Source organism: Sphingomonas cellulosilytica, assembly GCF_052321755.1.
Taxonomy (GTDB): Bacteria; Pseudomonadota; Alphaproteobacteria; order Sphingomonadales; family Sphingomonadaceae; genus Sphingomonas.
The window spans coordinates 1-26,481 of the sequence record NZ_JBQRTT010000006.1; the positions used below are offsets into that span (position 1 = coordinate 1).

At 70.0% G+C, this 26,481-nt stretch carries 23 protein-coding genes and 1 pseudogene; 12 read left to right on the forward strand and 12 right to left on the reverse strand.

All coding sequences use genetic code 11. From position 1 onward, the window contains the following. The 8 genes and pseudogenes from ACTZQ5_RS10720 to ACTZQ5_RS10755 all read right to left on the reverse strand — a co-directional run. Window positions 1–1,963, reverse strand: a pseudogene (locus ACTZQ5_RS10720) (hypothetical protein); the annotation flags it as partial. A 36-nt stretch (window positions 1,964–1,999) separates the two neighbouring features. Continuing rightward, entirely contained in the window at window positions 2,000–2,431 is a 432-nt protein-coding gene (locus ACTZQ5_RS10725; protein WP_443585182.1) for a hypothetical protein, read from the reverse strand. Further along, a complete protein-coding gene (locus ACTZQ5_RS10730; RefSeq protein WP_443585183.1) occupies window positions 2,424–3,752 on the reverse strand; it encodes a FliI/YscN family ATPase in 1,329 nt (442 codons plus the stop codon). Before ACTZQ5_RS10730 ends, ACTZQ5_RS10725 begins: the two co-directional genes overlap by 8 nt. Next, window positions 3,746–4,528, reverse strand: coding sequence for a FliH/SctL family protein (locus ACTZQ5_RS10735; RefSeq protein ID WP_443585184.1), 783 nt, complete (start codon window positions 4,526–4,528; stop codon window positions 3,746–3,748). The genes ACTZQ5_RS10730 and ACTZQ5_RS10735 overlap by 7 nt, the downstream gene beginning before the upstream one ends. Further along, complete coding sequence (gene fliG, locus ACTZQ5_RS10740; RefSeq protein ID WP_443585185.1) at window positions 4,521–5,540, reverse strand: flagellar motor switch protein FliG; 1,020 nt, start codon at window positions 5,538–5,540, stop codon at window positions 4,521–4,523. Before fliG ends, ACTZQ5_RS10735 begins: the two co-directional genes overlap by 8 nt. Next, complete coding sequence (gene fliF / locus ACTZQ5_RS10745) at window positions 5,537–7,219, reverse strand: flagellar basal-body MS-ring/collar protein FliF (RefSeq protein WP_443585186.1); 1,683 nt, start codon at window positions 7,217–7,219, stop codon at window positions 5,537–5,539. Before fliF ends, fliG begins: the two co-directional genes overlap by 4 nt. 3 nt (window positions 7,220–7,222) lie before the next feature. Then, on the reverse strand, window positions 7,223–7,582 hold the full coding sequence (gene fliE / locus ACTZQ5_RS10750) for a flagellar hook-basal body complex protein FliE (protein ID WP_443585187.1): 360 nt from the start codon (window positions 7,580–7,582) through the stop codon (window positions 7,223–7,225). Further along, window positions 7,579–8,889, reverse strand: coding sequence for a sigma-54 interaction domain-containing protein (locus ACTZQ5_RS10755; protein WP_443585188.1), 1,311 nt, complete (start codon window positions 8,887–8,889; stop codon window positions 7,579–7,581). The genes fliE and ACTZQ5_RS10755 overlap by 4 nt, the downstream gene beginning before the upstream one ends. Before the next feature lie 283 nt (window positions 8,890–9,172). Between ACTZQ5_RS10755 and ACTZQ5_RS10760 the strand changes: the two genes are divergently transcribed. The 3 genes from ACTZQ5_RS10760 (at window position 9,173) to ACTZQ5_RS10770 (ending at window position 11,985) form a co-directional block, all read left to right on the forward strand. Then, the gene (locus tag ACTZQ5_RS10760; protein WP_443585189.1) at window positions 9,173–10,024 is read left to right on the forward strand and encodes a flagellin N-terminal helical domain-containing protein; all 852 of its coding nucleotides are present in this window, start codon (window positions 9,173–9,175) and stop codon (window positions 10,022–10,024) included. Between the two features lie 160 nt (window positions 10,025–10,184). After that, window positions 10,185–11,048: a flagellin N-terminal helical domain-containing protein gene (locus ACTZQ5_RS10765; RefSeq protein WP_443585190.1), complete on the forward strand. Its 864-nt coding sequence runs from the start codon at window positions 10,185–10,187 to the stop codon at window positions 11,046–11,048. Window positions 11,049–11,118: 70 nt separating this feature from the next. Beyond that, window positions 11,119–11,985 carry a flagellin N-terminal helical domain-containing protein gene (locus ACTZQ5_RS10770; protein WP_443585191.1) on the forward strand — a complete coding sequence of 289 codons (867 nt, stop codon included), beginning with the start codon at window positions 11,119–11,121 and terminating at the stop codon, window positions 11,983–11,985. Window positions 11,986–12,244: 259 nt separating this feature from the next. Here ACTZQ5_RS10770 and ACTZQ5_RS10775 read toward each other — a convergent pair whose 3' ends face one another. After that, window positions 12,245–13,168 (reverse strand): L-threonylcarbamoyladenylate synthase, encoded by a 924-nt coding sequence (locus ACTZQ5_RS10775; protein ID WP_443585192.1) that lies wholly within the window; start codon window positions 13,166–13,168, stop codon window positions 12,245–12,247. A gap of 36 nt (window positions 13,169–13,204) precedes the next feature. On the opposite strand from ACTZQ5_RS10775, the gene ACTZQ5_RS10780 reads away from it, so the two are divergent. After that, the gene (locus ACTZQ5_RS10780; RefSeq protein WP_443585193.1) at window positions 13,205–14,920 is read left to right on the forward strand and encodes an acyl-CoA dehydrogenase family protein; all 1,716 of its coding nucleotides are present in this window, start codon (window positions 13,205–13,207) and stop codon (window positions 14,918–14,920) included. A 332-nt stretch (window positions 14,921–15,252) separates the two neighbouring features. Next, complete coding sequence (locus ACTZQ5_RS10785) at window positions 15,253–16,071, forward strand: arylamine N-acetyltransferase family protein (RefSeq protein ID WP_443585194.1); 819 nt, start codon at window positions 15,253–15,255, stop codon at window positions 16,069–16,071. A gap of 130 nt (window positions 16,072–16,201) precedes the next feature. Here the strand turns inward: ACTZQ5_RS10785 and ACTZQ5_RS10790 are convergent, their stop codons facing one another. Together ACTZQ5_RS10790 and ACTZQ5_RS10795 are read right to left on the reverse strand one after the other, a co-directional pair. Next, window positions 16,202–16,558: a GntR family transcriptional regulator gene (locus ACTZQ5_RS10790; protein ID WP_443585195.1), complete on the reverse strand. Its 357-nt coding sequence runs from the start codon at window positions 16,556–16,558 to the stop codon at window positions 16,202–16,204. Window positions 16,559–16,603: 45 nt separating this feature from the next. Beyond that, window positions 16,604–17,188, reverse strand: a complete 585-nt coding sequence (locus ACTZQ5_RS10795; protein WP_443585196.1) for a nitroreductase family protein — start codon at window positions 17,186–17,188, stop codon at window positions 16,604–16,606. 113 nt (window positions 17,189–17,301) lie between these two features. On the opposite strand from ACTZQ5_RS10795, the gene ACTZQ5_RS10800 reads away from it, so the two are divergent. Continuing rightward, window positions 17,302–19,116 carry a peptide MFS transporter gene (locus ACTZQ5_RS10800; RefSeq protein WP_443585197.1) on the forward strand — a complete coding sequence of 605 codons (1,815 nt, stop codon included), beginning with the start codon at window positions 17,302–17,304 and terminating at the stop codon, window positions 19,114–19,116. Between the two features lie 94 nt (window positions 19,117–19,210). Here ACTZQ5_RS10800 and ACTZQ5_RS10805 read toward each other — a convergent pair whose 3' ends face one another. Next, window positions 19,211–20,470 (reverse strand): dicarboxylate/amino acid:cation symporter, encoded by a 1,260-nt coding sequence (locus ACTZQ5_RS10805; protein WP_443585198.1) that lies wholly within the window; start codon window positions 20,468–20,470, stop codon window positions 19,211–19,213. A 60-nt stretch (window positions 20,471–20,530) separates the two neighbouring features. On the opposite strand from ACTZQ5_RS10805, the gene glmM reads away from it, so the two are divergent. The 6 genes from glmM (at window position 20,531) to folP (ending at window position 26,443) form a co-directional block, all read left to right on the forward strand. Next, the gene (glmM, locus tag ACTZQ5_RS10810; protein ID WP_443585199.1) at window positions 20,531–21,883 is read left to right on the forward strand and encodes a phosphoglucosamine mutase; all 1,353 of its coding nucleotides are present in this window, start codon (window positions 20,531–20,533) and stop codon (window positions 21,881–21,883) included. Further along, window positions 21,883–22,107 (forward strand): DUF1272 domain-containing protein, encoded by a 225-nt coding sequence (locus ACTZQ5_RS10815; protein ID WP_443585200.1) that lies wholly within the window; start codon window positions 21,883–21,885, stop codon window positions 22,105–22,107. The genes glmM and ACTZQ5_RS10815 overlap by 1 nt, the downstream gene beginning before the upstream one ends. A gap of 350 nt (window positions 22,108–22,457) precedes the next feature. Continuing rightward, entirely contained in the window at window positions 22,458–23,237 is a 780-nt protein-coding gene (gene thiD / locus ACTZQ5_RS10820) for a bifunctional hydroxymethylpyrimidine kinase/phosphomethylpyrimidine kinase (RefSeq protein WP_443585201.1), read from the forward strand. After that, window positions 23,225–23,893 carry a ribonuclease HII gene (rnhB, locus tag ACTZQ5_RS10825; RefSeq protein WP_443585202.1) on the forward strand — a complete coding sequence of 223 codons (669 nt, stop codon included), beginning with the start codon at window positions 23,225–23,227 and terminating at the stop codon, window positions 23,891–23,893. Before thiD ends, rnhB begins: the two co-directional genes overlap by 13 nt. A gap of 175 nt (window positions 23,894–24,068) precedes the next feature. Next, window positions 24,069–25,217: a site-specific DNA-methyltransferase gene (locus tag ACTZQ5_RS10830; protein ID WP_443585203.1), complete on the forward strand. Its 1,149-nt coding sequence runs from the start codon at window positions 24,069–24,071 to the stop codon at window positions 25,215–25,217. A 170-nt stretch (window positions 25,218–25,387) separates the two neighbouring features. Continuing rightward, window positions 25,388–26,443: a dihydropteroate synthase gene (gene folP, locus ACTZQ5_RS10835; RefSeq protein ID WP_443585204.1), complete on the forward strand. Its 1,056-nt coding sequence runs from the start codon at window positions 25,388–25,390 to the stop codon at window positions 26,441–26,443. Window positions 26,444–26,481: the final 38 nt, after the last annotated feature.

The window sequence follows — 26,481 nt, forward strand, 5'->3', positions numbered from 1 at the left end:
TGTGTTCTGCGATCGCGGCGGCGCTGCGCAGCGCCACCGGTGCGGCCGCGGCTGCGGGCGAGAGTTCGGCAGGCTCGGCGGGCTTGCGCTCGTCGCTGCCGCGCGCGGCATGGATCGCCGCGCCGAACACCTGCGCCGCCGGTGCGGTGACGCCCGCCGCCGGCTGGAACGGCGCTGCGGCCTGCGGAGCCAGCGCCACCGTCTGCCGCGCCGCGGCCGGCACCTCGCGAACGAAGGCGCGGGGCTGCGCCGCCACGGCCGGCGTCGCGGCGTCGCCATCCTGCGGGGTATCCGCCGCCACCGGCGCGACCGGGACGGGCGCAGAGACGGCGATCACCGGTGCGGTGACAATGGCAGGCGCTGGCGTGGCGATACGAGGCGCGGCAGCGGCGCCGACCGGCGATGCAGTGGCAGCAGACGGCGCCAGGTCGACAGCGGCCGCCGCCTTCGCGCTGCCCCGCACCGGCCGGGCCGTGCGCGTGTCGGCGACCGGCCGCGCAGGGGCCGGCGCGCTGCCGTCCGTCGGAACGAACGGCAGGGGCGCGGCGACGCGATCGGGCGAGGCTGCCGCCGGCGCAATCTCAGCCGGCATCGGGGCCGTCGTGGCCGCCACGCCATCGACCGGCATCGCCGGAGCCGCTGCGACCGTGGCGGGAATCGGCGACGGAACAGGCGCGGCGGTATCCGCCGGCACGGTCATAGCCCCGTTACGCTGGACCGCAGCGGTCTGACGCACGGGCGCAGCAGCGTCGGCCATCGGCTGCACGGAATCCGCCGCCAGCACGGTCGGGGCTGGCATAACCGGCGCGGCGCTCCGTGCCCGCGGGGCAGCGGGCGACACCATCGCTCTGGTCGTGTCACCGGTGCGTACCGGCGGCGCCGCCGCATCCCGCGGCGCGATCGTCGCCGGAGCGACCGCCGTGTCGATCATCGGCGCCGACAACGGCACCGGCAGCGGAGCCTCGTCGCTCGCGTCGAGGTCGGCAGGTTCCGTTTCGGCGGGCGCTTCGTCCTGCGGCGCAGAGGCTTGCGAGACGGCGACCTGCGCCGGCTGCACATCCTTCGCCGCGTGCATCGGCGCGTGTCGCGCTTCGCCGCTCCTCGTCCGGATCGGCGCCTCTGCCGGCGGAGCGATCTCGATGGCGGCCGCTGTGCTCGCCGGTGCGAGAAGCGTCGGCGTAACAGGCAGGGCAGGCGGCACGTCCGCGGTCGGCGGCGTTACGGTGGTGTCGGCTGGCCGCGCGGCCGCCTGCACGTCCGGAGGCGAAACCGGTGCGGTGCTGCGCTCGGCATCGACAGGCGAGGCCGCTTCCGATCGTGGCGCCTGGCGCGGCTGGGTCGGCTTGGCAGCGGCATCCATCGTGGGCGCGGCGTGTGACGGCGGCGTGCTCGCCTCGCTCGGCGCGGGATCGTTGGTCGCGATCGTCCCGGCCGGCGGGGGCAGGGCCTCGTCGGGCCGCCGCTGCGGCGCGGGCGTTGGTGCCGAAGCCCCCCTGTTCGGCAGTGCAGGCGCAGCGCCCGCAGCAACCGGTTCCGGCGTAATGGACGCAACCGCTGCGGAGCCGACAGCCGCCGTCGCCGGCCGGGCCAGCGGCGCCGCGGCGATCGGCGTCGGCAGGCCGACCGTTGTCCGTTCGGTGGCAGGCGCATCGGGCAGCTCCGCCGCGACCGCCATCGCCGGCACCGGCGCATCGAGCGGGGCAGGAACCGCGATATTCACCGCCGGCAACCAGGCCAGCGCGGGATCGACCGCGGCGGCAGCGTCGGTCGGCAGGGCCATGCCGGGTGCGGCAAGCGTTTGCCGGATCGCCTCACCCGGTACGGGGTCTGGGGCGGGGATGGCGTCGGCCGGCGCCACCGCCGCCAGCAGCGACGAGGCGAACAGCTCGCCACCGCCCGCGGACGCGCCCTTGGCCGGTTGGCCGGGCACGGTAGGCAGTAAGGCGAAGCTGATATCGATCATCGGGGCGTCTCGTCGGAACATCTCTGTTCCCGACGATCAGCAAGGATCGTGCCGTTTTGCCTTCAGCGGGGAGACGGGCGGCGTTTCCTCCAGCGCGCGCATCTCCTTGGCGAGCGCGGCGATCCTGGCGCGGTCCAGCAGCTTCTCGATCGCGGACTGGTCGCGCTTGGCGGCGCGCGTCGCTTCGGCGGCGCGGTTGACGAACATTTCGGCGGACTGGACGCGCGCCTGCGCGGCGGCGGAGGATTGGTGCAGCCGCTCGCGGAAATGCGCCTGCGCGCCGAGCGAGGCGGCGCTCGCCACCGTGTCGGGCGCCGGCGACACCGCATCGGCCAGCGCCTGGATGCGGCGGTGAAGGTTGGATTCGCTGGCGAACTTCTCGTGCGCCCGCACCTCCTCGGCGCGGGTCAGCCCCAGTTGCAGCGTCCGCACGCGGTGGATGCGCGCGAGCTTCTTCGCGTCAGGCACCGAAGACGCCGGTCAGTTCGGCGACGGCATCGGCCAGGCCTACCGTCTCGCCCGCACCCTGCTTGATATATTCCATCACCGCCGGATGCGCCGCGATGGCGGCATCGATCGCGGGATCGGCACCGGGGCGATAGGCGCCCATCAGCACGAGGTCGCGGTTCTCCTCGTAGGTGGCAAGGTGCCGGCGCAGCACGCGCGCGGCGTGCAGGTGATCGGCATGCGCGATATCGGTCATCACGCGGCTGACCGAAGGGCCGATGTCGATCGCCGGATAGACGCCGCGCTCGGCGAGGTGGCGGTTGAGCACGATATGCCCGTCGAGGATCGACCGCGCCGAATCGACCACCGGATCGTTGCCGTCGTCGCCGTCGGCCAGCACCGTGTAGATCGCGGTGATCGATCCGCCGGTGTTGACGTCGGTGCCGGCGCGCTCGATCAGATTGGGCAGCATCGCGATGGCGGATGGCGGATAGCCGCGGGCGGAGGCGGGCTCGCCCAGCGCCAGCCCGATCTCGCGCCCGGCATGCGCGACGCGGGTCAGGCTGTCCATGATGAGCAGCACCTTCTTACCCTCGTCGCGAAAGGCTTCGGCGATCGCAGTCGCGCGCAGCGCGCCGCGGATGCGCAGCACGGGCGAATGGTTGGCCGGCACCGCGACCACCACCGATCGCGCGCGGGCGGCGCCCGCCACCTTGGTCTCCAGGAAGTCGGCGACTTCTCTGGAGCGCTCGCCGATCAGGCCGATGACGATGACGTCGGCCTTGGCCGCCTTCACCATCATGCCGAGCAGCACCGATTTGCCGACGCCCGATCCGGCCATGATGCCGACGCGCTGGCCCTGGCCGATCGTCAGCAATCCGTTGATCGCGCGTACGCCGACGTCGAGCGGTTCGAGCACGCGGCCACGATCCAGCGGCGATTGCAGCTTGCCGGCGAGGGGCCATTTGGCCGCGCCGCGGATCGGCCCCAGACCGTCGATCGGCCGCCCCGCGCCATCGACCACCCGGCCGAGCAGCGCCGCGCCGACCTCCGCTTCGCCCGGCGGTCCGACGGGGCGCACCGGTGCGCGCGGCAGCAGCGCCGCGGGGCCGCCGAGGTTCATCAACAACGTGCGGCCGTTGCGAAAGCCGATCACCTCCGCCTCGACCTTCGCGTCGCCATGGCCGCCGATCTCGCACACCGTGCCGACCGGCAGCGACAGGCCGACCGCCTCCATCAGCAATCCGTCGTAGGAGGCGAGCCGGCCGGACACCTTGGGCGTCGGCCGGAAATCGGCGACGCCCAGCGTCTCCAGGTAATCCGCCGTGAACCGGTTCAGCATGCCGGCGCATCCAGCGGCGGCACCGGCACCCGGTCGATCGCCTCGGCCAGCTGGCCGAGCCACAGGTCCGGCCCGTCCTCGACCAGGGTCGAGGCGCTTTCGAGCACGAAGCTGCCACGCGCCAGGCTGGCGTCGCCCGCCGCGAAGATCGTCTTGGGCAGCGAACCGTCGACCAGCGGCAGGTCGTCGGGGTTGAGCCGCAGCAGCGCCGATTCGCTCGCATCGGCAAGGCATTCCGCCGCCGCCTCGATTCGGCCGTTCAGCACCGCGGGCGCCACGCCGCATTCGCCGACCAGCTTGTTCACCAGCAACAGCACCGTGCTGCGCAACTGGTGCGCGATCCGGTCGCGGTCGAGCTGGTGCCCGTTGGCGAGCGCCGCCGTCAGTTCGGCGATCAGCGCCCGGTCGCGGTCGCCGCTCTCGCGCGCCGCCGCCGCCGCAGCCGCCAGTCCCTCGGCATAGCCGGCGGCATGCGCCGTCTCGACCGGATCGATAAAACCGCTCGGCTCGGCATCGGCGTCGAGCGGGTCCCAGCCCTGCGTCGGCTTGTCGCCGCCGCGATCGGCGGGGCTGAAATGCTTGGGTCCCGAAGCGCGCGCCTCGCCCGCCATCTCGCGCTCCAGCGTCGCCCACATGTCGCGCGGGGTGAAGCCGACCGGCGGCGGCGCGAAGGCGGCCTGGAGCAGGTGCGCGGCGGTGTCGTGCCGCGCGGCGAAGCCCGCCACGAAGCCCGATGCCGGCAGCGGCGCGGTGCCGTGCGCAAACGCCTCAGACATAATCGTCGTCGCTCGCGCCCATCACGATCGTGCCGTCCTTGGCGAGGCCCCGCGCGATGGCGATCATCGCCTTCTGCGCCTCCAGCACCTCGGCGAGCTTCATCGGCCCGCGCGCCTCCATCTCGTCGCGGATGCCGTCGGCGGCACGCGCCGACATGCAGCCCAGGAAGCGCCCACGTGCATTCTCGTCCACGCCCTTGAGGGCGCGCGACAGGATGTCGCCGTCGACGTTGCGGATGAGCGTGCCGAGGTTCTTGTCGTCCATGTCGAGCAGGTTGTCGAAGACGAACATCGCCTCCTCGATCGCCTTCGCCACGTCCTTGTCGATCTTGAACAGCTTGGGCATCACCCGCTGTTCGGTCGCCTTGCGCGCACCCTGCAGGATCTTCGCCGCCTCGCGCGTGCCGCCCAGCGTCATGCCGTTGCCGCCCGATCGCGTCGCCCCGCCGCGACGGTTGGCGAGCACCGCCTTCAGCGTCTCGACCGCGTCGGGGTTGATCGGCCCCAGCCGCGCGATCCGGTGGAGGATATCGGGCTGCACCGCATCGGGCAGCAGCTCCAGCACCTGGCCGCCGACGGTGGGGTCGAGGTTGGCGATCATCACCGCGGCGATCTGCGGATGCTCCTTCTCGATCATCTGCGCGATCTCGCTGGCGTCCAGCCAGTCGAGCAGTTCCAGCTCGCAATTCGCCTCCGGAGGAGTGATCCGTGCCAGCACGCTTTCCGCCTTTTCCGGTCCCAGCGCGCGGTTCATCACCGCCTCGATCTTGGGACGCGGATCGAAGGTCACGCCGGTGCGCTCGCGCGCCTTGCCGACGAAATCGTCGAGCACGTCCTCCATCTCCTGCTCGGAAACGTCGGCGACCGCGAACATCGCCGAACCCAGCTGGCGGACCTCCTCGGGGTCCAGCTTCTGGAGGATGGCGGCGGCCTCGTCCTCGCCGACCAGCATCATCAGCACCGCGGCGCGCTCGACGCCGGTATAGCTGCGGGTGGGGGGAAGCGCGTTCACTTGGCGTCGGCCTTGATCATGTCGCGGATGGCGAGCGCGGCGCGCGCCGGATTGTCGCGGGTGAAGCCACGCACCGCGCCGATGCGGTCGTCGACGGTCTGCGACGCTTCCAGCCGGTCGAGGCTGACCGGTTCGTGCACGGTGATCCCCTCGGCATTGGCGCCGCCGATCGCGGCGTCGGGTGCGGCGAGCGCCGGCGTCGCCGCCTCGTCGCGCTTCTTCATCAGGCCCTTGGCGAGCGGTCGCACGCCGAGCAGCAGGACGAGCAGCGCGATGACGATCGCGGTGGCGTTGCGGGCGAGCACCGGCAGCCAGGCATTGTCATACCACGCCGGGCCGGCGGCGTCGGCCGACGTATCGGCGAACTTGCGGCTGATGACGGTCACCTGATCCTGCCGCGCCTGGTCGAAGCCGACTGCACTCTTCACCAGGTCGGTGATCTGGTTGATCTCCATCGCGGTACGGCGCGTCTTGTCGGGATCGCGCAGCAGCACGGCGACCGACAGGCGCTTGACCGAACCCGGCGTCTGGCGCGTCACCGACACCTCCTTGCCCAGGTCGTAGGCGCGCTGGAAGCTGTCGCTCTGCTTGTTGGGGTTGGGGGCGGGGCCGCCGGCGACGGGCGCTGGGTCGGCAGCGGGCGCGCCGCTCGCACCATTGGCGGGCTGCGGCGTCTGCAATTGGCTGGCGGGCGGTGGCGTGTTGCTGAGCGCACCCGGAATGCCGCCGGGCGTCGCCGGCGTCGTCGCCTGATTGCCGGTCCAATTGCCCGTCTCGGCGCGCAGCGCGCCGGCGCGGTCGTAGCTTTCCTTGGTCGCCTGCGTCTCGTCGAGGTTGATGTCGGCCTGCACCTCCGCGGTGAAGTTGCCGGCGCCGACCAGCGGGGTGAGCAGCTGGACGAGCTGCTGGCGCACCTTGTCCTCGGTCTTGCGCTGCATCTCCAGTCGCGCATCGCTGCCGTTGTCCGCACCGACGCCGCCGGGCTTGGAGAGCAGCGCGCCCATCTGGTCGACGATCGTCACGCTTTCGGGCTTCATCCCCGGCACCGAACTGGCGACGAGGTTGACGATCGACTGCACCTGCGCCTGGCTGAGCGCGCGGCCCCCCTGCAACTTGACGACCACCGACGCCGACGGCGCGGCATTGTCGCGCACGAACACCGATGCCTCGGGCGTCGCCAGGTGGACGCGCGCCTCGGCAACCGCGTCGATATCCTCGATCGACCGGGCAAGCTCCGTCTCGCGCGCCTGGCGCAGCCGCTCGCCCTCGACGGCGCGGCTGACGCCCATCGGCAGCTGGTCGAGGATGGCATAGCCGCCCGGTGCCTGCTTGGGCAGGCCCTGGCCCGCCAGCAGCATCCGCGCCTTGCTGAACTGGTCCTCGTCGACGGTCAGCGCGCCGGTGCCTTCGTCGATGCGGCTCTTGATGCTCGCCTGCGTCAGCGCGGCGGTGACCGCCTGCTTATCGGCGTCGGTCAGCCCGGTGAACAGCGTCTTCTGCGTCGGCGTCGACAGCGTCATCCAGGCGAGCGCGGCGGCGCCGATCAGCGCGACCAGCATCGCCATCGGCAGGCTGCGGCGCACCGCCGGCTGGGCGAGCACACCCTTGATCTGGAGCAGCGGGTTGGCGAACTTCTCCGGCAGGGCGGAGGGCGTGGTGGTGGCGAGGGCAGTGCTCATCGATTACACCGGCATGCTCATGATGTCCTTGTAGGCGGACAGCAATTTGTTGCGGACTTGCAGCGTCGCCTCGAACCCGACCGAGGCCTGCTGGCGCGCCAGCATGACCTTGGCGATGTCGACCGTCTCGCCGCGTTCGTAGCTTTCCGACAGCGCCGATGCCTGGTTCTGGCTGGCGTTGACGTCCTTCAGCGCGTCTTGCAGCGTGTCGGCGAAGCTCGTGGGCTTGGTGCCCTGCGTCGGCGCGGCGCTGTCGGTGGCGCTGGCCCGGGCGAGCGCCTGGTTGCGTTCGAGGATCTGCGCGCGCAGCTGCATCACCCGGTCGACGCTCATCGCGCCGCCGACACCCGACACGCCGCTCATGCGGAGGCTGCCATGCTGGGCCGGGCGAGGTCGTCACCCTGCTCGCGCGCCTTGGCGAGGCGGTAGCGCAGCGTGCGCTCGGAGATGCCGAGCCGGCGCGCCGTCTCCACCCGGCTGCCGCCGCACGCCGCCAGCGTCTCGCGGATCGCCTGGAATTCGCTCATCTGCACGACGTTGCCCAAGGTGGCGGGCTCGGCCGGCGCAGCGGGGGCGGGGGCGAACAGCGGCGTCACCGATGCCGACTGATGCTGGAAGGTGAAGCTGATCGGCCGGTCGAACACGATGTGGCTCGCCTCGATCGTGTCGCCGCCGGCGAACAGCAGCGCACGCTGGATGACGTTTTCCAGCTCGCGGACGTTGCCCGGCCAGTCGTGGCGGATCAGCGTCTCGATCGCCTCGGCGGTCGGCCACGGCACCACCGCGCGGCTGCCGGCATGGCGCAGGATCATCGTCGCGGCGAGCGCCGGGATATCCTGCGGCCGCTCGGCGAGCGGCTTGGTGCTGAGCGGGAAGACCGACAGGCGGTAGTAGAGGTCGGCGCGGAAGCGGCCCGCGGCCACCTCGGCCTGGAGGTCGCGGTTGGCGCAGGCGATGACGCGCACGTCGATCGGCTGCGGCACGGATGCGCCGATCGGCACCACCTCGCGCTCCTGCAACACGCGCAGCAGCTTGGCCTGCAATTGCAGCGGCATCTCGGCGATCTCGTCGAGCAGGATGGTGCCGCCGTCCGCGGCGCGGAAGAAGCCTTCGCCGCCGCTCGATGCGCCGGTGAACGCGCCCTTCTGGTGGCCGAACAGCAGCGCCTCCAGCATCGTCTCCGGCAGCGCGGCGCAGTTGATCGCGACGAACGGGCCGGCCTTGCGGGGCGAATTGTTGTGGATCGCGCGCGCCAGCACCTCCTTGCCGGTGCCGGTCGGCCCGTTGATGAGCACGGTGATGTCCGCCTGCGCGACGCGCTCGGCGAGCGCCATCAGCGCCAGGCTCTCGGGGTCGGCCGCGGTCGGCATGTCGGGACCGGCGACGAGCGCGCGGGCGAAGCCGTTGCCGACCGCCGCGTCCGCCGCCCCGAAGGCGATTCGCGCCGGATGGCCGTCGCGCGAGGGGACGACGTGGCGGGCATCGCCATCACCGATGATGACGGTGCGCGCCGGCGCCGGCGGCACCTCGCCCTCGGCGACCAGGAAGAGGTCGGCGGGGCCGGGCTGGCCCGACTCGAACGAGCCGACGCCGAAGCCCTGGGCACGAAGCCCGGAGACGAGCGCATATTTGCGCTGCACGACCGCAGCGGAAGGAAAAATCGAACGCATGGTTATCCCCCAAGGACAGCTTCCCAATGCGGCAATGAGAGTAAACGCGTCGTTAAAGCGGTTGCCGCCCGGCAAAATATTTCCGGGCGCGCGTCGCCCGCACCACGCGCGCGCCTGCACCACGCCCGCGATACGCGCGCGCGGATAGGGGAGTGGGGGCGCCACCTTGCCGCGCCCTACGCATTTTTCCGCTAAAGCCGGCCGTGCCGCGGCCGTTATCCCCTGTGACGGCTCGGCCTTCCTTGGGGGATGGTGTCAGCCGGTCACTCATCGGAGGACACCCATGACTGTCATCGGCACCAACGTCTCGGCGCTCCGCGCCGCCAACGCGTCCAATGCCTCGAACGCCTCGCTCTCCACCGCAATGGAGCGCCTGTCGACCGGCAGCCGCATCAACTCGGCCAAGGACGACGCCGCCGGCCTCGCCATTTCGAACACCATGACCGCACAGATCCGCGGCATGAACCAGGGTATCCGCAACGCCAACGACGGCATCGCCATGGCGCAGACCGCCGAAGGGGCGCTGGGCGAAGTGTCGAACATGCTCCAGCGCGTCCGCGAGCTGACGGTGCAGGCGACCAGCGGCACCTACAGCGCCAGCGACAAGACCAATCTCCAGGCCGAAGTCGCCGCGCTCAAGACGCAGATCACCTCGACGCTGGCCAACACCCAGTTCAACGGCAACAAGCTGTTCGACGGCACCGCCGGCACGGCGGGCGCGGTGAAGATCCAGGCCGGCGCCAACGCCGCCGACACGATCACGCTGACGCTGACCAAGCTCACCGACAATGCGACGATCACCGCCGTCGCCGGCGCCGCCGGCCCGCCCGCGATCGCCGGCGTCGACCTCACCTCGGCCGACAACACCGCGCTCGCCACGATCGACGCGGCGCTGACCACCGTCAGCAACACCCGGGCGAGCCTGGGCGCGGCGCAGAACCAGATGCAGTCGGCGGTGAACAACCTCACCACCAACGCCACCAACCTCACCTCGGCCAAGAGCCAGATCATGGACGCCGACTTCTCGGCCGAAACGACCGCGCTCGCCAAGGCACAGATCCTCAGCCAGGCGTCCACCGCCATGCTCGCCCAGGCCAACCAGAGCCAGCAGGGCGTGCTGAAGCTGCTCCAGTAATCCCGTGTGATCGGGTGCCGTCCGCCTGGGCGGCACCCGCGAACGACCGGATTTTCCGCTAAAGCGGACGCCCGATCGGTCGTTTCATCAGGTGGCGGCTCTGCCTTTCGCTCCGGGGGCGGCGGTGAGGTGCCATGACATTCTGCAAGGACATGACGACATGACTGTTATCGGCACCAACGTTTCCGCCCTGCGCGCCGCCAATGCTTCGAATTCGGCGAACAACGCGCTGTCGACCTCGATGGAGCGCCTGTCGACCGGCAGCCGCATCAACTCGGCCAAGGACGACGCGGCAGGCCTCGCCATCTCGAACACCATGACCGCGCAGATCCGCGGCATGAACCAGGGCATCCGCAACGCCAACGACGGCATCGCCATGGCGCAGACCGCCGAAGGCGCGCTGAGCGAAGTGTCCAACATGCTCCAGCGCGTCCGCGAGCTGACCGTGCAGGCGACCAGCGGCACCTACAGCGCCAGCGACAAGACCAACCTGCAGGCCGAAGTCTCGGCGCTCCAGACGCAGATCACCTCGACGCTGGCCAACACCCAGTTCAACGGCAACAAGCTGTTCGACGCTTCGGCCGGCACCGTCACCGCCGCCGTCACCGGTCCGCCCGCGGTCGCCGCCTACAGCACGATCAAGATCCAGGCCGGTGCCAATGCATCGGACACGATCAACCTCAAGCTCAGCAAGCTGACCACCGACACCACGATCACCGATGCCACCGGCATCGACCTGACGACCGCGACCAACACCTCGCTCGCCACCGTCGACACGGCGCTCGCCACGATCAGCAACTATCGTGCGAACCTCGGTGCGGCGCAGAACCAGATGCAGTCGGCGGTGAACAACCTCACCACCAACTCGACCAACCTCACCTCGGCCAAGAGCCAGATCCTGGACGCCGATTTCTCGGCCGAAACGACCGCGCTCGCCAAGGCGCAGATCCTCAGCCAGGCGTCCACCGCCATGCTCGCCCAGGCCAACCAGAGCCAGCAGGGCGTGCTGAAGCTGCTCCAGTAATCCTGTCCGTCGCGCCCCCGTCGCGCACGCGTGACGGGGGGTGCCGCCTCCAGCTGCCAAGGATCCCATCATGACCGTCATCGGTACCAACGTCTCGGCGCTCCGCGCCGCCAATGCGTCCAATGCTTCGAACGCCTCGCTGTCCACCGCGATGGAGCGCCTGTCGACCGGCAGCCGCATCAATTCGGCCAAGGACGACGCCGCCGGCCTCGCCATTTCGAACACCATGACCGCGCAGATCCGCGGCATGAACCAGGGTATCCGCAACGCCAATGACGGTATCGCCATGGCGCAGACCGCGGAAGGCGCGCTGAGCGAAGTCACCAACATGTTGCAGCGCGTCCGCGAGCTGACCGTGCAGGCGACCAGCGGCACCTACAGCGCCAGCGACAAGACCAATCTCCAGGCCGAAGTCGCCGCGCTGAAGACGCAGATCACCTCGACCCTCACCAACACCAAGTTCAACGGCAACGCGCTGTTCGACGCATCGTCGGGCACGGTGACCGGCACCGGTGCCAGCGCCGTCAGCACGATCAAGATCCAGGCGGGCGCCAATGCCTCCGACACGATCAACCTGACGCTCGGCACGCTGACCGCCGACACCACGATCACCGCGGTCACCGATGCCTCGACCGGCATCGACCTGTCCGCGGCGAGCACCACCAACGCCGCGCTGACCACGATCGACACGGCGATCAAGACGGTCAGCACCTACCGGGCAAAGCTCGGCGCGGCGCAGAACCAGATGCAGTCGGCGGTGAACAACCTCACCACCAACGCCACCAACCTCACCTCGGCCAAGAGCCAGATCATGGACGCCGACTTCTCGGCCGAAACGACCGCGCTCGCCAAGGCGCAGATCCTCAGCCAGGCGTCCACCGCCATGCTCGCCCAGGCCAACCAGAGCCAGCAGGGCGTGCTGAAGCTGCTCCAGTAATCCACCGCTCTCGGTCCGGCGTCGCCCCCCAAGGGCGCCGGCACCGACCGCGCTCTTCCCCCCCAAGGACGAGCCAAGCCAGACCCCCGACGGCCTTTCGCGCCGCCGGGGGTTTCGGCGTATGCGCGACGTGATCGACAGGCTATTCCAGCCCTCTGCTTCCGTCATTGCGAGCGCAGCGAAGCAATCCAGGGCGTCCTGGTCCGGCTTTGGATTGCTTCGCTGCGCTCGCAATGACAGGGCAGCAACAATATGGCGTCTACCGATGCGCCGCCCGCGCCAGCCGGTCGTTGATCGCCTCGCCTAGCCCTTCCATCGGCACCGGCGCCACCGCGATCCTCGCCCGGGCACTCGCATCGGCGCGGTGCAGCGCGTCGAACAACCGCGCCGCCGCCTCCACCGGGTCGCCGGCGGCCGACAGCGTATCGTCCCCTATTATAGAGTCATAGCCGATCAGCCATTCGTCCGGGCGCGCCTCTCGCGCGTTGAGCCTCAGCGGTTTTGCCGGCGCATAATGCGTCGCCAGCTGCCCCGGCGCGGTGATCGCCGCATCCCCATGCCGCCGCGCCGCCGCGAACGGCAGGTCCGCCGCCGCGATCGGCCCGGGCCGCAGAATCGTCCGTCCGGCGACGATCGTCGATTCCAGCCCGCTTTTGCAGGGGCCATCGTCGATGATGAGCGGCACGCGGGTGCCGAGGCTGGCCGCGACATGCGCCGCCCGCGTCGGGCTGATGCCGTTGCTCGCATTGGCGGACGGCGCGGCGAGCGGCCGCCCGCTCGCCGCCAGCAGCGCCTGCATCGCGCGATGCCGCGGCACGCGCAGCGCGATCGTCGGCAGCCCCGCGGTCACCAGCGATGCGATCCCCGCATCGTCGCGCAGCGGCAGCACCAAGGTGAGCGGCCCCGGCCAGAACCGCGCCGCCAGCTCCCGCGCATCCGCATCGAACATCGCGATCCGCTCGGCGGCGGCGAGGTCGGGCACATGCACGATCAGCGGGTTGAAGGCGGGCCGCCCCTTGGCCGCATAGATCCCCGCCACCGCCGCCGCATCGCCGGCATCGGCGGCGAGGCCATAGACCGTCTCGGTCGGCACCGCGACGCATTCCCCGCGGGTGATTCGCCGCGCCGCCTCGTCGATCGCGGCCATGCCGTAGGGTAAGACGCGCGGGTTTGGATCGGCCATCGCGGCGGCCTATATCGGGGTAAGCTTCAGGAGAGAATGATGTCCTTCACCGCCGCCGTGGCCGACCAGCGTTTCGTGCTCGACCATGTCGTCCGCCTCGACGAACTCGCCGCCACGAACCGCTTCGCCGCCGCCACCCCCGACGTGGTCGATGCCGTGCTGGAGGGCGTCGGCCAATTCGCGAGCGGCGAATGGGCGCCCTTGAACCGCGAGGGCGACACCGTCGGCGCGAAATGGTCGCCCGACGGCGTCCACATGCCGGCAAGCTTCATCAAGGCATATCATGATTACGTCGAGGGCGGCTGGGGCACGATCGGCGTGCCGGAAGAGGTCGGCGGTCAGGGCCTGCCCTTCGCCATCCAGACCGCGGTGCTCGATACGCTGGGCAGCGCCAACATGGGCTTCGCGCTCTGCCCGACGCTGACCGTCGGCGCGATCGAGGCGCTGCTTCACCACGGCACCCCCGAACAGCAGTCTCTTTACCTGCCGCATCTCGCCACCGGCGCCTGGACCGGCACGATGAACCTCACCGAGCCGCAGGCGGGCAGCGACGTCGGCGCGCTCCGCGCCACCGCCAGGCCGCTCGGCGACGGCAAGTGGGCGATCAAGGGCACCAAGATCTACATCTCGTTCGGCGACCACGACATGGCGGACAATATCGTCCACCTCGTCCTCGCCCGCACCCCCGATGCGCCGGCTGGCACGCGCGGCATCAGCCTGTTCCTCGTCCCCAAGTTCCGCCTGACCGCGGAGGGCACGCCCGGCGAGTTCAACGACGTGCGCGTCGTCTCGATCGAGCACAAGATGGGCCTCCACGCCTCGCCGACCTGCGTCCTCTCCTTCGGTGACCACGACGATTGCATCGGCGAGCTGATCGGTCCGGAGCATGGCGGCATGCGCGCGATGTTCACGATGATGAACAACGCGAGGCTGAACGTCGGCCTGCAGGGCGTGCAGATCGCCGAGGGCGCGACGCAGAAGGCGGTCGGCTACGCCCTCGAACGCGTCCAGTCGGCGCGTGCCGGCTCGCCGGACAAGGCGCCGATCCGCATCGTCGACCACCCCGACGTGCGCCGCATGCTGCTGCGCATGAAGGCGCAGACCCAGGCCGCCCGCGCGCTCGTCTATTACGCCGCCGGCCAGGTCGATCGTGCCGGCCTGGGCGATGCGGCGGCGAAGAACCGGCTGGAGGTCGTCACCCCGCTCGCCAAGGCGCACGGCACCGACATCGGCAACGAGGTGGCGAGCCTCGGCGTGCAGGTCCACGGCGGCATGGGCTATGTCGAGGAAACCGGCGCCGCCCAATATTTCCGCGATGCGCGCATCACCCCGATCTACGAAGGCACCAACGGCATCCAGGCCGCCGACCTCGTCGGCCGCAAGCTGTCGCTGGACAACGGCGGCGCCTTCGCCGCGCTCGTCGCCGACATGCGCGCGGAGGCGCAGCACCCCGAACTCGTCGCGCTGATCGACACGGTGGAGGGCATCGCCCGCCGCCTCGCCACCGCCGATGCCGACGACAAGCTGGCGGCGAGCTACCCCTTCCTGACGATGACCGCGGTCGCCACCTGCGGCTGGCTGATGGAACGGCAGGGGCGCGCCGCGAGCGGCGACGACGCGGCCACCCAGGTCAAGCGCGCCGCGGTGCGCTTCTACCTCGACCAGATCGTCCCCGAAGCCGCAGGCCTCAAGGCCGCCGCCACCGCCAGCGCGGAGGTGCTGTACGCAGTCCCGGCCGAAGCCTTCGCCTGAGAATCCTCCCTGGCTTCAGCGGGGGAGGGGGACCGTTCGCCGCAGGCGAATGGTGGAGGGGGCGTCTCCGCAAGCACGACGTGTGCCGCTTACCTCCCCCTCCGACCGCCTGCGGCGGCCACCTCCCCCTGGCGGGGGAGGCATGAATTCCAATCCTCCCCGGCACGGGGAGGGGGACCGCCCGGCAACGCCGGGTGGTGGAGGGGCAGCCGCAAGCGATGACGCCGCTTGGCTGCCCCTCCAACATCGCTACGCCGCGCCACCTCCCCGTGCCGGGAAGGCGTGATCGCAAACCCCTACCTCAGCGCCGAAACCCGTGTAGAGACCCGCTCATGTTCGACCTCGACGCCTATCTCGCCCGCATCGGCCTCCCCGCCCGCGTCACCCCCGATGCGGAGGGCCTCGGCCGGCTCCAGCGCGAACACCGCCTGTCGATCCCGTTCGAGAACCTCGACGTCCGCCTCGGCCGCGGCATCGCCATCGATTCGGCCGGCGTCTTCGCCAAGCTCGTCACCGCCCGCCGCGGCGGCTATTGCTTCGAACACAACCGATTGTTCATGGACGCGCTCGCCGCGCTGGGTTTCCAGGTTCGCCCGCTGCTCGCCCGCGTCTGGCTCGGCGTGGCCGACACCCCGCCGCTCACCCACACGCTCAGCCTCGTGACGATCGACGGGCGGGACTGGATCGCCGACGCCGGCTTCGGCGGCAGCTATGCACCGGTGATGGCGCTCGCCGACGGTTGGGAGGCGGAGGCGCCCGACGGCGCGTGGTTCCGCCTCGAACGCCACGCCGACCACGGCTGGATGTTGAGCCGCAAGGGCGAGGCCGGGTCCACCGACGGCCGCGGCACCGGCGAGGGCTGGCAACCGCAATACAGCTTCACCGAGGCGCCGGTGTTCGACGCCGACCTCGCGCTCGCCAACCACTGGACGTCGACCGCCCCGCAGAGCCGCTTCACGCAACTGACGCTCGCCAGCATCGTCCTGCCCCACGGCCTCGCCGGCCTCACCGACCGCCGCTACCATCGCCGCGCCGGCGACAACGACACCGTCGCCGAGATCACCGATCCCCGCGTCTACCGCATGCGCATGTCGCTGATGTTCGGCATCGACCTCACCACCGACGAGGTCGCATCGCTCGGGCTGTTCTGACAAGCATGTTCACGCGAAGCTGCAAAGACGCGAAGAGGTTGCGCCGCAGGCTTCCACCGTATGTCCCAACGGTGCGATGACCCGCCGCCGGCGCGGCAAGCATACCCTCTTTGCGTCTTCGCGCGAACCTTTAAACCCGCTCGCGCTCCAGCAGGTCGGCCGCGTCCAGCCCCAGCAGGTCGATATACCCCCGGATCCGCGGCCACTGGTTCTCGACGAAGTTCGCCCGCTCCGCGGTGCGCAGCTTTTCCGCCGCGCCGGGCAGCACGAACATGCCGACCCCGCGCCGCACCTCGACATAGCCGTCGTCCTGAAAACTCTGGTACGCCTTGGCGACGGTCAGCGGATTGGCGCCATGTTCCGCGGCGAAGGCGCGGACCGAGGGAAGCTGGTCGCCCGCGCGATAATCGCCGCGCAGGATGCCCGCCGCGATGGTTCCCCGCAGCCGGATATAGACCGGGCTGTCCTCGTTGCTGAGCGCTGTCATGCTGACTTAATACAGCAACCGGCGAAAAGGTCCACCATCAACTGTTTATGGCCGTCCCGTATCGGGCCAGCGCGCGACGATCCGTGCCATGTCCGGGCGGGGCCGTTCGTCCAGTGGCCGACCGGGCGTGCCGAGGAAGACGAAGCCCGCGATCCGCTCGTGCGGGCTGCCGAACGCATCGCGCACCGCGGTGGAAAAGGCCGGCCAGCCGGTCAGCCAGCCGCCGGCAAAGCCCATCGCATGTGCGGCGTGCAGCAGGTTCATCGTCGCCGCGCCCGCCGACAATTCCTGCTCCCACAGCGGGATATGGCTGGACAGCACCGGCGACGACAGCACCACCACCAGCGCCGGCGCCTGCCGGGCGAACTGGTCGAGCGAGTCGATCTCGCTGCGCGCCGCCTGCGGCCGCTCGGCGCGATAGGCATCGGTGATGAGCCGCGACAGCGCGTCGCGATCCTCCACCACCACGAAGCGCCACGGCGCGAGCTTGCCGTGATCGGGGGTGCGCGCGGCGACCTCTAGCATCCGGGCGATCTGCTCCGCATCGGGGCCGGGCGCGGCGAGGTCGCGCGGTTTGCCCGAGCGGCGGGTGGCGAGGAGCGATAGCGGCGTGGCGGTGTCGTTGAACATGGCTGCCACATAGCCATGCCGCCCGGGATTTACAGCCGCGGCTTTGTCGTTACTCTTGATACCATATCATCGGGGAGCCCGTTCGAGCTCCGGCGTATCAGGGAGCGTAACGAATGGTCGACACTCCGACGGCGGACAACCGCCTCGAGCCCGACATCAGCCACGTCAATCCAGCGGCCGAAAAGACGTGGTTCGGCCATCCGCGCCAGCTCGCCCGGCTGTTCACCACCGAGATGTGGGAACGCTTCGGCTATTACGGCATGCGCGCGCTGCTGACGCTCTACCTGACGCAGCATTTCCTGTTCGGCGATCGCGCCGCCACCGGTCTCTATGGCGGCTATACCGCGCTGGTGTACCTCACCCCGCTGGTCGGCGGCTACCTTGCCGACCAGTATCTCGGCTCGAAGCGGGCGGTGAAGTTCGGCGCGATCCTGATGGCGCTGGGCTATTTCACGCTCGCCTTCGGCGGCCAGCCCGCCAAACCCTATGCGACGATCGACGGCCAGCGCTACGAGGTGGCGGTCGAACGGGTGAACGGCGTCGAGACGCGCTATGTCGTCGACGGCGCGCAGAAGCTCGCGATCAAGGGCAACGACGACGGCACCGTCGCGCTGCTCGGGGCCGACGGCCAGCCGCAGCGGACGGTGGCCAAGGGGGGCTTCGCCTCGGACGGCGAACGCAGCGCCTTCTACACCACCTTGATGCTCATCGCGCTCTGCATGATTTCGGTCGGCAACGGCTTCTTCAAGCCCAACATCTCGACCATGGTCGGTGAATTGTACGCGCAGGGCGACCGGCGGCGCGACAGCGGCTTCACCATCTTCTACATGGGCATCAACCTCGGCTCGCTCCTGTCGCAATTCCTCTGCCCCCTGCTCGCGGTCGGCATCCCCGGCGTGTGGGACGGGTTCGGCTGGTGGGCGGGCTTCGGCCTCGCCGCGCTCGGCATGCTGCTGTCGTGGATGCTGGTGCAGTTCGACGGCGGCCGCCTCAACGGCTATGGCGAACAGCCTGCGGGCCAGCCGGCCAACCGGACGATCGGCATCTATGCCGCCGCGCTGATCGGCGTGCCGCTCTTCTACCTCCTCTTCGTCAACCTGATGAACAGCGCGGAATCGACCGCGGGTGCAGGTTCGATCTTCGCCTATGTGCTGGCGCTTCCCCTGATGGGCAAATTGCTGTTCGGCACCTTCATCATCGCCGTGCCCGGCATCCTCATCTGGAGCTTCGTCGCGGGCAACCGCACCGAATTCCAGATGATGCTGGCGGCGATGGTGCTCATCACCTTCAACGTCGTGTTCTGGACCCTGTTCGAACAGGCGGGCTCCAGCCTCACCCTGTTCGCCGACCGCAACACCGATCTCCACATCTTCGGCTATCCGATCTCGGCCGGGCAGACGCAGACGTTCAACGCGCTGTTCATCGTGCTGTTCGCCCCGCTGATGGCGGCGATGTGGACGAAGCTCGCCGCGGCGGGTCGCGAGCCGTCGATCCCGGTCAAGTTCGGCATCGCCCTGATGGGCGTCGGCGCGGGCTTCCTGTTCCTCGTCTGGGGCAGCAGCTTCGTCGGCCCGGATTTCAAGGTCGGCATCTGGTGGCTCGCCGGCCTCTACCTGATCCACAGCCTCGCCGAACTGTGCATCTCGCCGGTCGGCCTTTCCATGATTACCAAGCTGTCGATCGCCCGCATCGTCGGCCTGATGATGGGCGTGTGGTTCCTGTCGATCTCCGTCGCGCAATATTTCGCCGGCATGATCGCGCAGGTCGCCAGCGTCGAGACGGTCGGCGGACAGGTGACCAACCTCAAGGTCAGCCTCGACACCTACAACGGCGTCTTCACCCTGATCGCCGAATGGGCGATCGGGCTCGGCATCGTCCTGCTGATCCTCTCCTGGCCGCTCAAGAAGTGGATGCACGGCGTGAAGTAAGCAAATCCTCCCCGGCACGGGGAGGGGGACCGTTCGCGGCACGCGAATGGTGGAGGGGCAGCCCCAGGCGATATCGCCTGCGGCTGCCCCTCCGTCAGCCTGCGGCTGCCACCTCCCCGTGCCGGGGAGGATTGGCGTCGGTCCGCCCCACCACGCTCGTCACCGCCACATCCATCGTCACGTTGCCCACCGTCCGGAACAGGTCCGGCACCGTCTCCACCGCCACCAGCAGGCCCAGCGCCTCGATCGGCACCCCCATCGCGAAGGCGACCGGCGCCACGCTGGCGAAGAAGCTGATCGTGCCGGGCAGCGACACCGACCCCATCGTCGTGATCGCCGCCGTCGCCACCCCCGCGGCAAGCTGTCCCGGCCCGATCGCCACCCCCAGCCAGTGCGCCACGTACAGCGCCACCGCCAGGTTCATCGCCGGGCTCGTCGCGCGAAAGATCGCCACCGCCACCGGCAGCACGATCCCCGCCGTCGCCGGCGCGACGCCGATCGCCTCCGACCCCTTCAGCATCGCCGGCAGCGAGGCGAGCGAGGATTGCGTGCTCACCGCGATCCCCTGCGCCGGCGCGACCGCGCGTGCGAACCGCCCCAGCGGCACCGCGCCGGCGAACCGCGCGACGCCATAGCCCGCCAGCATCACGATGAACCCGATCGTCGAGACGAGCACGATGTAATGCACCAGCGCCCCGAACGCCGCCGCGCCGGTCCGCGCGCCGACGCCATAGGCGAGCGCGAAGATGCCGATCGGCGCCAGTTTCAGCACCCAGCCGATGATGACCAGCATCGCATCGGTGATGCTGCGGAACAGCCCGACCAGCCGCTCGCGCGATTCGGCCTCCAGCCGGGTGATCGCGAACGCGAAGGCGAGCGTGAACACGGTCAGCGGCAGGAACGCATCCCCCGCCGCCGCCGCGACGATGTTGGTCGGCACGATCGTGTTGAAGAAATCGACCAATGTCGGCACCTTGCCCGTCGCCGGCACCTCGGTCAGCGCCGCGCGCAACGCCGCCGACCACGCCTGCGGCAGCGGCCACAGGTCGAGCAGCAGCGGCATCACCGCCGCCGACATCAGCGTCGTCGACCACAATACCACCACGAACAGCGCCACCGCCCGCCCTGCGATCCGCCCGGCGCGCGCCGCTTCCGCGGTCGCGGCGATGCCGGTGACGAGCAGCCCGACGATCAGCGGCACGATCACCATCTGGAGTGCGTGCAGCCACGCCTCGCCGATCGGCTGGGTGACGGTGACGGCCGCCAGCGCCACCCGCCGGTCGGCGGCGACCGCGGCGATGCCGAGCGCGATGCCGGCGACCAGCGCCAGCAGGATACGGGTGGCTTGCGACATCGGGTTCCTTGGCGCATCGGGGATCGGACGGAAGCGGCATAGCGGAACGGATCGCACGCAATGGCAAGGAAATATTTCGGCACCGACGGCATTCGCGGCGCCACCAATGCGGGCGCGATGACCGCCGCGATGGCGATGAAGGTCGGCATGGCGGCCGGCGCCTATTTCCAGCGCGGCGACCACAAGCACCGGGTGCTGATCGGCAAGGATACGCGCCTGTCGGGCTATATGCTCGAATCGGCGCTGGTTGCGGGCTTCACCAGCGTCGGCATGGACGTCGTCATGGTCGGCCCGCTGCCGACGCCGGCGGTGGCGATGCTCACCCAGTCGATGCGCGCCGACATCGGCGTGATGATTTCGGCCAGCCACAATCCCTTCGCCGACAACGGCATCAAGCTGTTCGGGCCGGACGGCTACAAATTGTCGGACGATGCCGAACTCACCATCGAACAGCTGATCGACGGCGCCGATTCGGGCGACGTGCCGCTCGCGCCATCGGCGCAGATCGGCCGCGCCCGCCGCATCGACGACGCGCAGGGCCGCTACATCCACTTCGCCAAGGCTACCTTTCCCGAAAACCTGCGGCTCGACGGCCTGCGCATCGTCATCGATTGCGCCAACGGTGCCGCCTACAAGGTCGCGCCCGCGGCGCTGTGGGAACTCGGCGCCGACGTGGTCGCGATCGGCGTCACCCCCAACGGCACCAACATCAACGCCGGCGTCGGCTCCACCGCGCCGCAGACGCTGTCGGAAACGGTGGTCGCGTCGGGCGCCGACATCGGCATCGCGCTGGATGGCGATGCCGACCGGCTGATCGTCGTCGACGAAAAGGGCCGGGTGGTCGACGGCGACCAGCTGATGGCGACGATCGCGGCGGGCTGGGCACGCGCCGGGCGGCTGGCGGGCGGCGGCCTCGTCGCCACCGTCATGTCCAACCTCGGCCTCGAACGGCACCTGCGCTCGCAGGGCCTCGGCCTCGTCCGCACCGCGGTCGGCGACCGCTACGTGCTCGAAAAGATGCGCGGATCGGGCTACAATGTCGGCGGCGAACAATCGGGCCACATCATCCTGTCGGACTATGGCACCACCGGCGACGGCCTCGTCGCCGCGCTACAGGTGCTCGCCGAACTGAAGCGCGCGGGCGCGCCGGCCAGCGAGGTGCTGCACCGCTTCGAGCCGCTGCCGCAATTGCTCAAGAACGTCCGCTTCTCGGGCGGCAAGCCGCTCGAAGCGGAGTCGGTCAAGCAGGTGATCGCCGCTGCCGAGGCGGAACTCGCCGGCACCGGCCGCCTCGTCATCCGCCCCTCCGGCACCGAACCGGTGATCCGGGTGATGGCGGAAGGCGACGACGCCCGCCAGGTCGAGACGCTGGTCGACCGCATCTGCGACGCGGTGCGCGAGGCGGCCGCCTGATGCTGGCGATGCGCCCCGACTGCGAACGCTGCGGCGCCGACCTGCCCGCCGACAGCCCCGGCGCGTTCATCTGCTCGCTCGAATGCACCTTCTGCACAACCTGCGCCGACGACCTCGACGAACGCTGCCCCCATTGCGGCGGCGAACTCCTCGACCGCCCGACCCGCACGGCCAAGACGCTGAAGGCGCACCCGGCGGACACCCGGCGCCGCTTCCAAAGCTGAAGCTCACTCCCCCGTCATCCCGGCCTCCGCCGGGATGACGAAGACGGGTTCACGCAAAGACGCGAAGACGCAAAGAGCGCTCGCCCGTTGCCGCGGCAGCTCTCTCCAACGCCCCAACGTTAAGACGCGGGGATGAAGGCGCGCACCTGCCGCGGGCGCAACCTCTTCGCGCCTTCGCGTCTTCGCGCGAACAATCAGCCCTCTGTCCTACGCCCCCCGCTTTGTGCCATGGAGGAAACCATGGCTCACCCCACCAGCCAAACCCCCGCCACCGCAGACGCCCGAACCCCCTGCAAAGGGCGATTCCGACGCGCACGTAGTGTAAACTTCGCCAACTTCCGGACCCGCCCATGATCCCCCGCGTCCTCATCATCGCCGGGTCCGATTCGGGCGGCGGCGCCGGGATCCAGGCGGATATCAAGACCGTCACCATGCTCGGCGGCCACGCCATGACCGCGATCACCGCGATCACCGCGCAGAATACGCTGGGCGTGCAGGCGGTGCATGCGATCCCCGCAGACATGGTCGTCGCGCAGATGACGAGCGTGATCGACGATCTCGGCGTCGATGCGGTGAAGATCGGCATGATCGGCTCCGCCGCCACCGCGCAGGCGGTCGCCGACCTGCTCGAGGCGCTCGACGTGCCGATCGTCTTCGATCCCGTCATGGTCGCGACCAGCGGCTCGGTGCTGGCCGACGCAGCGACGATCTCCGCCTTCGACCGGTTGATGGCATGCGCCGCGGTCGTCACGCCCAACCTGCCCGAACTCTCCGCGCTCGGCGGGGAGGCGGCGGTGCGCGCGAAGGGCGCGGCGTTGCTGGTCAAGGGCGGCCATGCCGACGGCGACCGGATCGAGGATCGGTTGATCGCCGCCGACGGGACGGAGACGGTCTGGACCCATCCGCGCATCGTCACCCGCCACAGCCATGGTACCGGCTGCACGCTCGCCAGCGGCATCGCGACCGGCCTTGCCGAAGGGCTGGACCTCACCGACGCCGTGGGGCGGGCCATCGCATACGTGCAGGCGGCGCTTGCCGCGGCCCCCGGCCTTGGCGCAGGGCATGGCCCCATGGGACACACGCTGGGCGTTACGCCCTTTGCCGCACTGACCGCCCGATGCCCGGCCTGAAGCACGAAAAGACCTGCCTGCCCCCCGTCGCCGGGGTGGACGAGGCGGGGCGGGGGCCGCTCGCCGGGCCGGTGGTCGCCGCCGCGGTCGTGCTGCCCGCCAGGGGCATTCCGCGCGGCATCGACGATTCTAAGAAGCTTTCCGCCGCCGAGCGGGCGCGCCTGTGCGGTCTCATCCAGACCCGCGCCGTCTGGGGCCTCGGCGTGGTCGAGCCGGCCGAGATCGACAAGCTCAACATCTATTGGGCGACGATGAAGGCGATGACGCTCGCCGTCGATGCGCTGGTCGCGAAGCTGGGCTGCGATCCCGGCCATGTGCTGGTCGACGGCAATCGCCTGCCGCGCTGGTCCTGGCCCGCCACCGCCATCGTGTCGGGCGATGCGCACAGCCTGTCGATCGCCGCCGCCTCGGTCGTCGCCAAGCATACGCGCGATGCGCTGATGCTCGATCATGCCGCCACCTGGCCGCAATACCATTGGCATTCGAACAAGGGCTATGGCTGCAAGCACCATCTCGCCGCCCTCGCCGAACACGGCCCGACCCCGATCCACCGCCGCAGCTTCGCCCCCGTCGCCGCCGCCTTTGCCCGAATCACGCCAGATGCGGCCGCCGGTCCGCTGTTCCACCCGGTCGGCCCGCACCAATCGCCGGCATGAGTCTTTTGAGTCACACCCCCAAGGCTGGGGGCAGCCCGCGAATCGGCCTCCCAATATCTTGCGCGCAAGAGGGCATGGCAGGCCGCGTTAACCCGATCGCAATTCCCCTCGTTAACCATTGCCGACTTGACGCGAGTCCGGTGTTTGGCGCGAATAGGCGGGCAAGGGGGACATGATGTCGGTTATCGAGAAGGTCAGGCAGCCGCGGGTCGCGGCGGGCAAGGATGGACTGACGCCGGCATCGGCGCCGGTGCTGCCGCTCGACACGATCCTGCGCGGCGACTGTATCGCGATGATGCGGGCGCTGCCCGACAAGTCGGTCGACATGGTCTTCGCCGATCCGCCCTATAACCTCCAGCTCGGCGGCGAGCTGTTCCGGCCCGACGGCAGCCATGTCGACGCGGTCACCGACGATTGGGACAAGTTCGACACCTTCGCCGCCTACGACGCCTTCACCCGCGCCTGGCTCGCGGAAGCGCACCGCATCCTCAAGGATGACGGCACGATTTGGGTGATCGGCAGCTATCACAACATCTTCCGCGTCGGCGCGGCGGTGCAGGACCTCGGCTATTGGATCCTCAACGACATCGTCTGGCGCAAGGCCAATCCGATGCCCAATTTCCGCGGCACCCGCTTCACCAATGCGCATGAAACGCTGATCTGGGCGGCGAAGGGCGAAGGCGCCAAATACACCTTCAACTACCGCAGCATGAAGACGCTCAACGACGAGTTGCAGATGCGCTCGGACTGGGAATTCCCGATCTGCGGCGGGCAGGAACGGCTCAAGAAGGGCGGGGTGAAGGTCCACCCGACCCAGAAGCCCGAGGCGCTGCTGTATCGCATCCTGCTTGCCTGCACCAAGCCGGGCGACGTGGTGGTCGATCCCTTCTTCGGCACCGGCACGACGGGTGCCGTCGCCAAGCGCCTGGGGCGCCGCTGGATCGGTATCGAGCGCGAGGGCGACTATATCGAGGCCGCGCAGGAACGGATCGCCGCGGCGCTCCCCCTCGACGAATCGGCCCTGTCGACGATGCAGAGCCCCCGCCAGCAGCCCAAGGTCGCCTTCGGTGTGCTGGTCGAGAACGGGTATCTGACGCCCGGCGCGGTGCTCACCGACGCCAAGCGCCGCTTCCGCGTCACCGTCCGCGCCGACGGCAGCCTGCTGTCCGACTGCGGCGCCGCCGGCTCGATCCACAAACTGGGCGCCACGCTGCAAGGCGCCCCCGCGTGCAACGGCTGGACCTTCTGGCACCACGACGGGGAAGGCAAGCTCCAGCCCATCGACACGCTGCGCCAGACCTACCTGCTGGCGACCCAACCCTAAAATCCTCCCCGGCACGGGGAGGGGGACCGCGCCGAAGGCGTGGTGGAGGGGGCTCTCCACAAGCGAGATCGCCTGTGGAGAGCCCCCCTCCGTCAGCTTCGCTGCCACCCCCCCGTTCCGGAGAGGATTGAAGCCTTGCCATGTTGGACCCAACCGGGGACACACCGGCGATGAGCCTCCACCTGCGCCCCGTCCAGTTCGTCGACACGCCCGTCACCCACGCCGACGAAACGGTCGCGCGCCTCGCCGGCGGCCTGCAATGGTTCGCCGCCTATGAGGTGATCGCGGACGGCCGCCGCCGCACCGTGCCCGTCACGGACGTCGCCACGCTCGGCGACCGCGCCCAGGCCCTCCACGCCGCGATCACCGCACCGCGCGCGCCGCTGCACCTGGGCGAGCGCATCCTCCGCCTCGACCAGCCGCTGGTCGCCGGCATCCTCAACGTCACGCCCGACAGCTTCTCCGACGGCGGCCGGCACCACGCCGATCCGCACGCCGCCGCCGCCGCAGGGGTCGACATGGCGGCGGCCGGCGCGGCGCTGGTCGATCTCGGCGGCGAATCGACACGGCCGGGCGCGGCGCAGGTGTGGGAGGGCGACGAGATCGCCCGCATCGTCCCCGTCACCGAACGGCTCGCCCGCAGCGGCACCCCCGTCTCGATCGACACGCGCAAGGCAGCGGTGATGGAGGCGGCGCTCGCCGCCGGCGCCAGCCTCGTCAACGACGTCTCCGCCCTGCTGTGGGACGATCGCGCGCTGGAGGTGGTGGCGCGCGCCGGCTGCCCCGTCGTCCTGATGCACTCGCCCGATCCCAGGGAGGGCGGCCACGCCCGCACCGGCTATCGCGACGTGCTGACCGAGGTGTTCGACTGGCTGGAGGCGCGCATCGCCGCCGTCACCGCGGCGGGGATCGAGCACGGGCGGATCATCGTCGATCCCGGCATCGGCTTCGGCAAGACGCTCGCCGAAAATCTCGCGCTCATCAACGGGCTGGCGATCTTCCACGGCCTCGGCTGCCCGATCATGCTCGGCGCGAGCCGCAAGCGGATGATCGGCGCCCTCGACAACGAGGCGCCGGTGACGGCCCGCCTCGGCGGCAGCCTCGCCCTTGCCCTCAAGGGAGCGGAGGCGGGCGTGCAGCTGCTCCGCGTCCACGATGTCGCGGCCACCGTCCAGGCGCTGAAGATATGGCGCGGCCTGCGCGACCGCGCGCTGGTCGGCGGATAAGTACGCCGTCCCGGGGATAAAGTCCGGAACGGCAACGT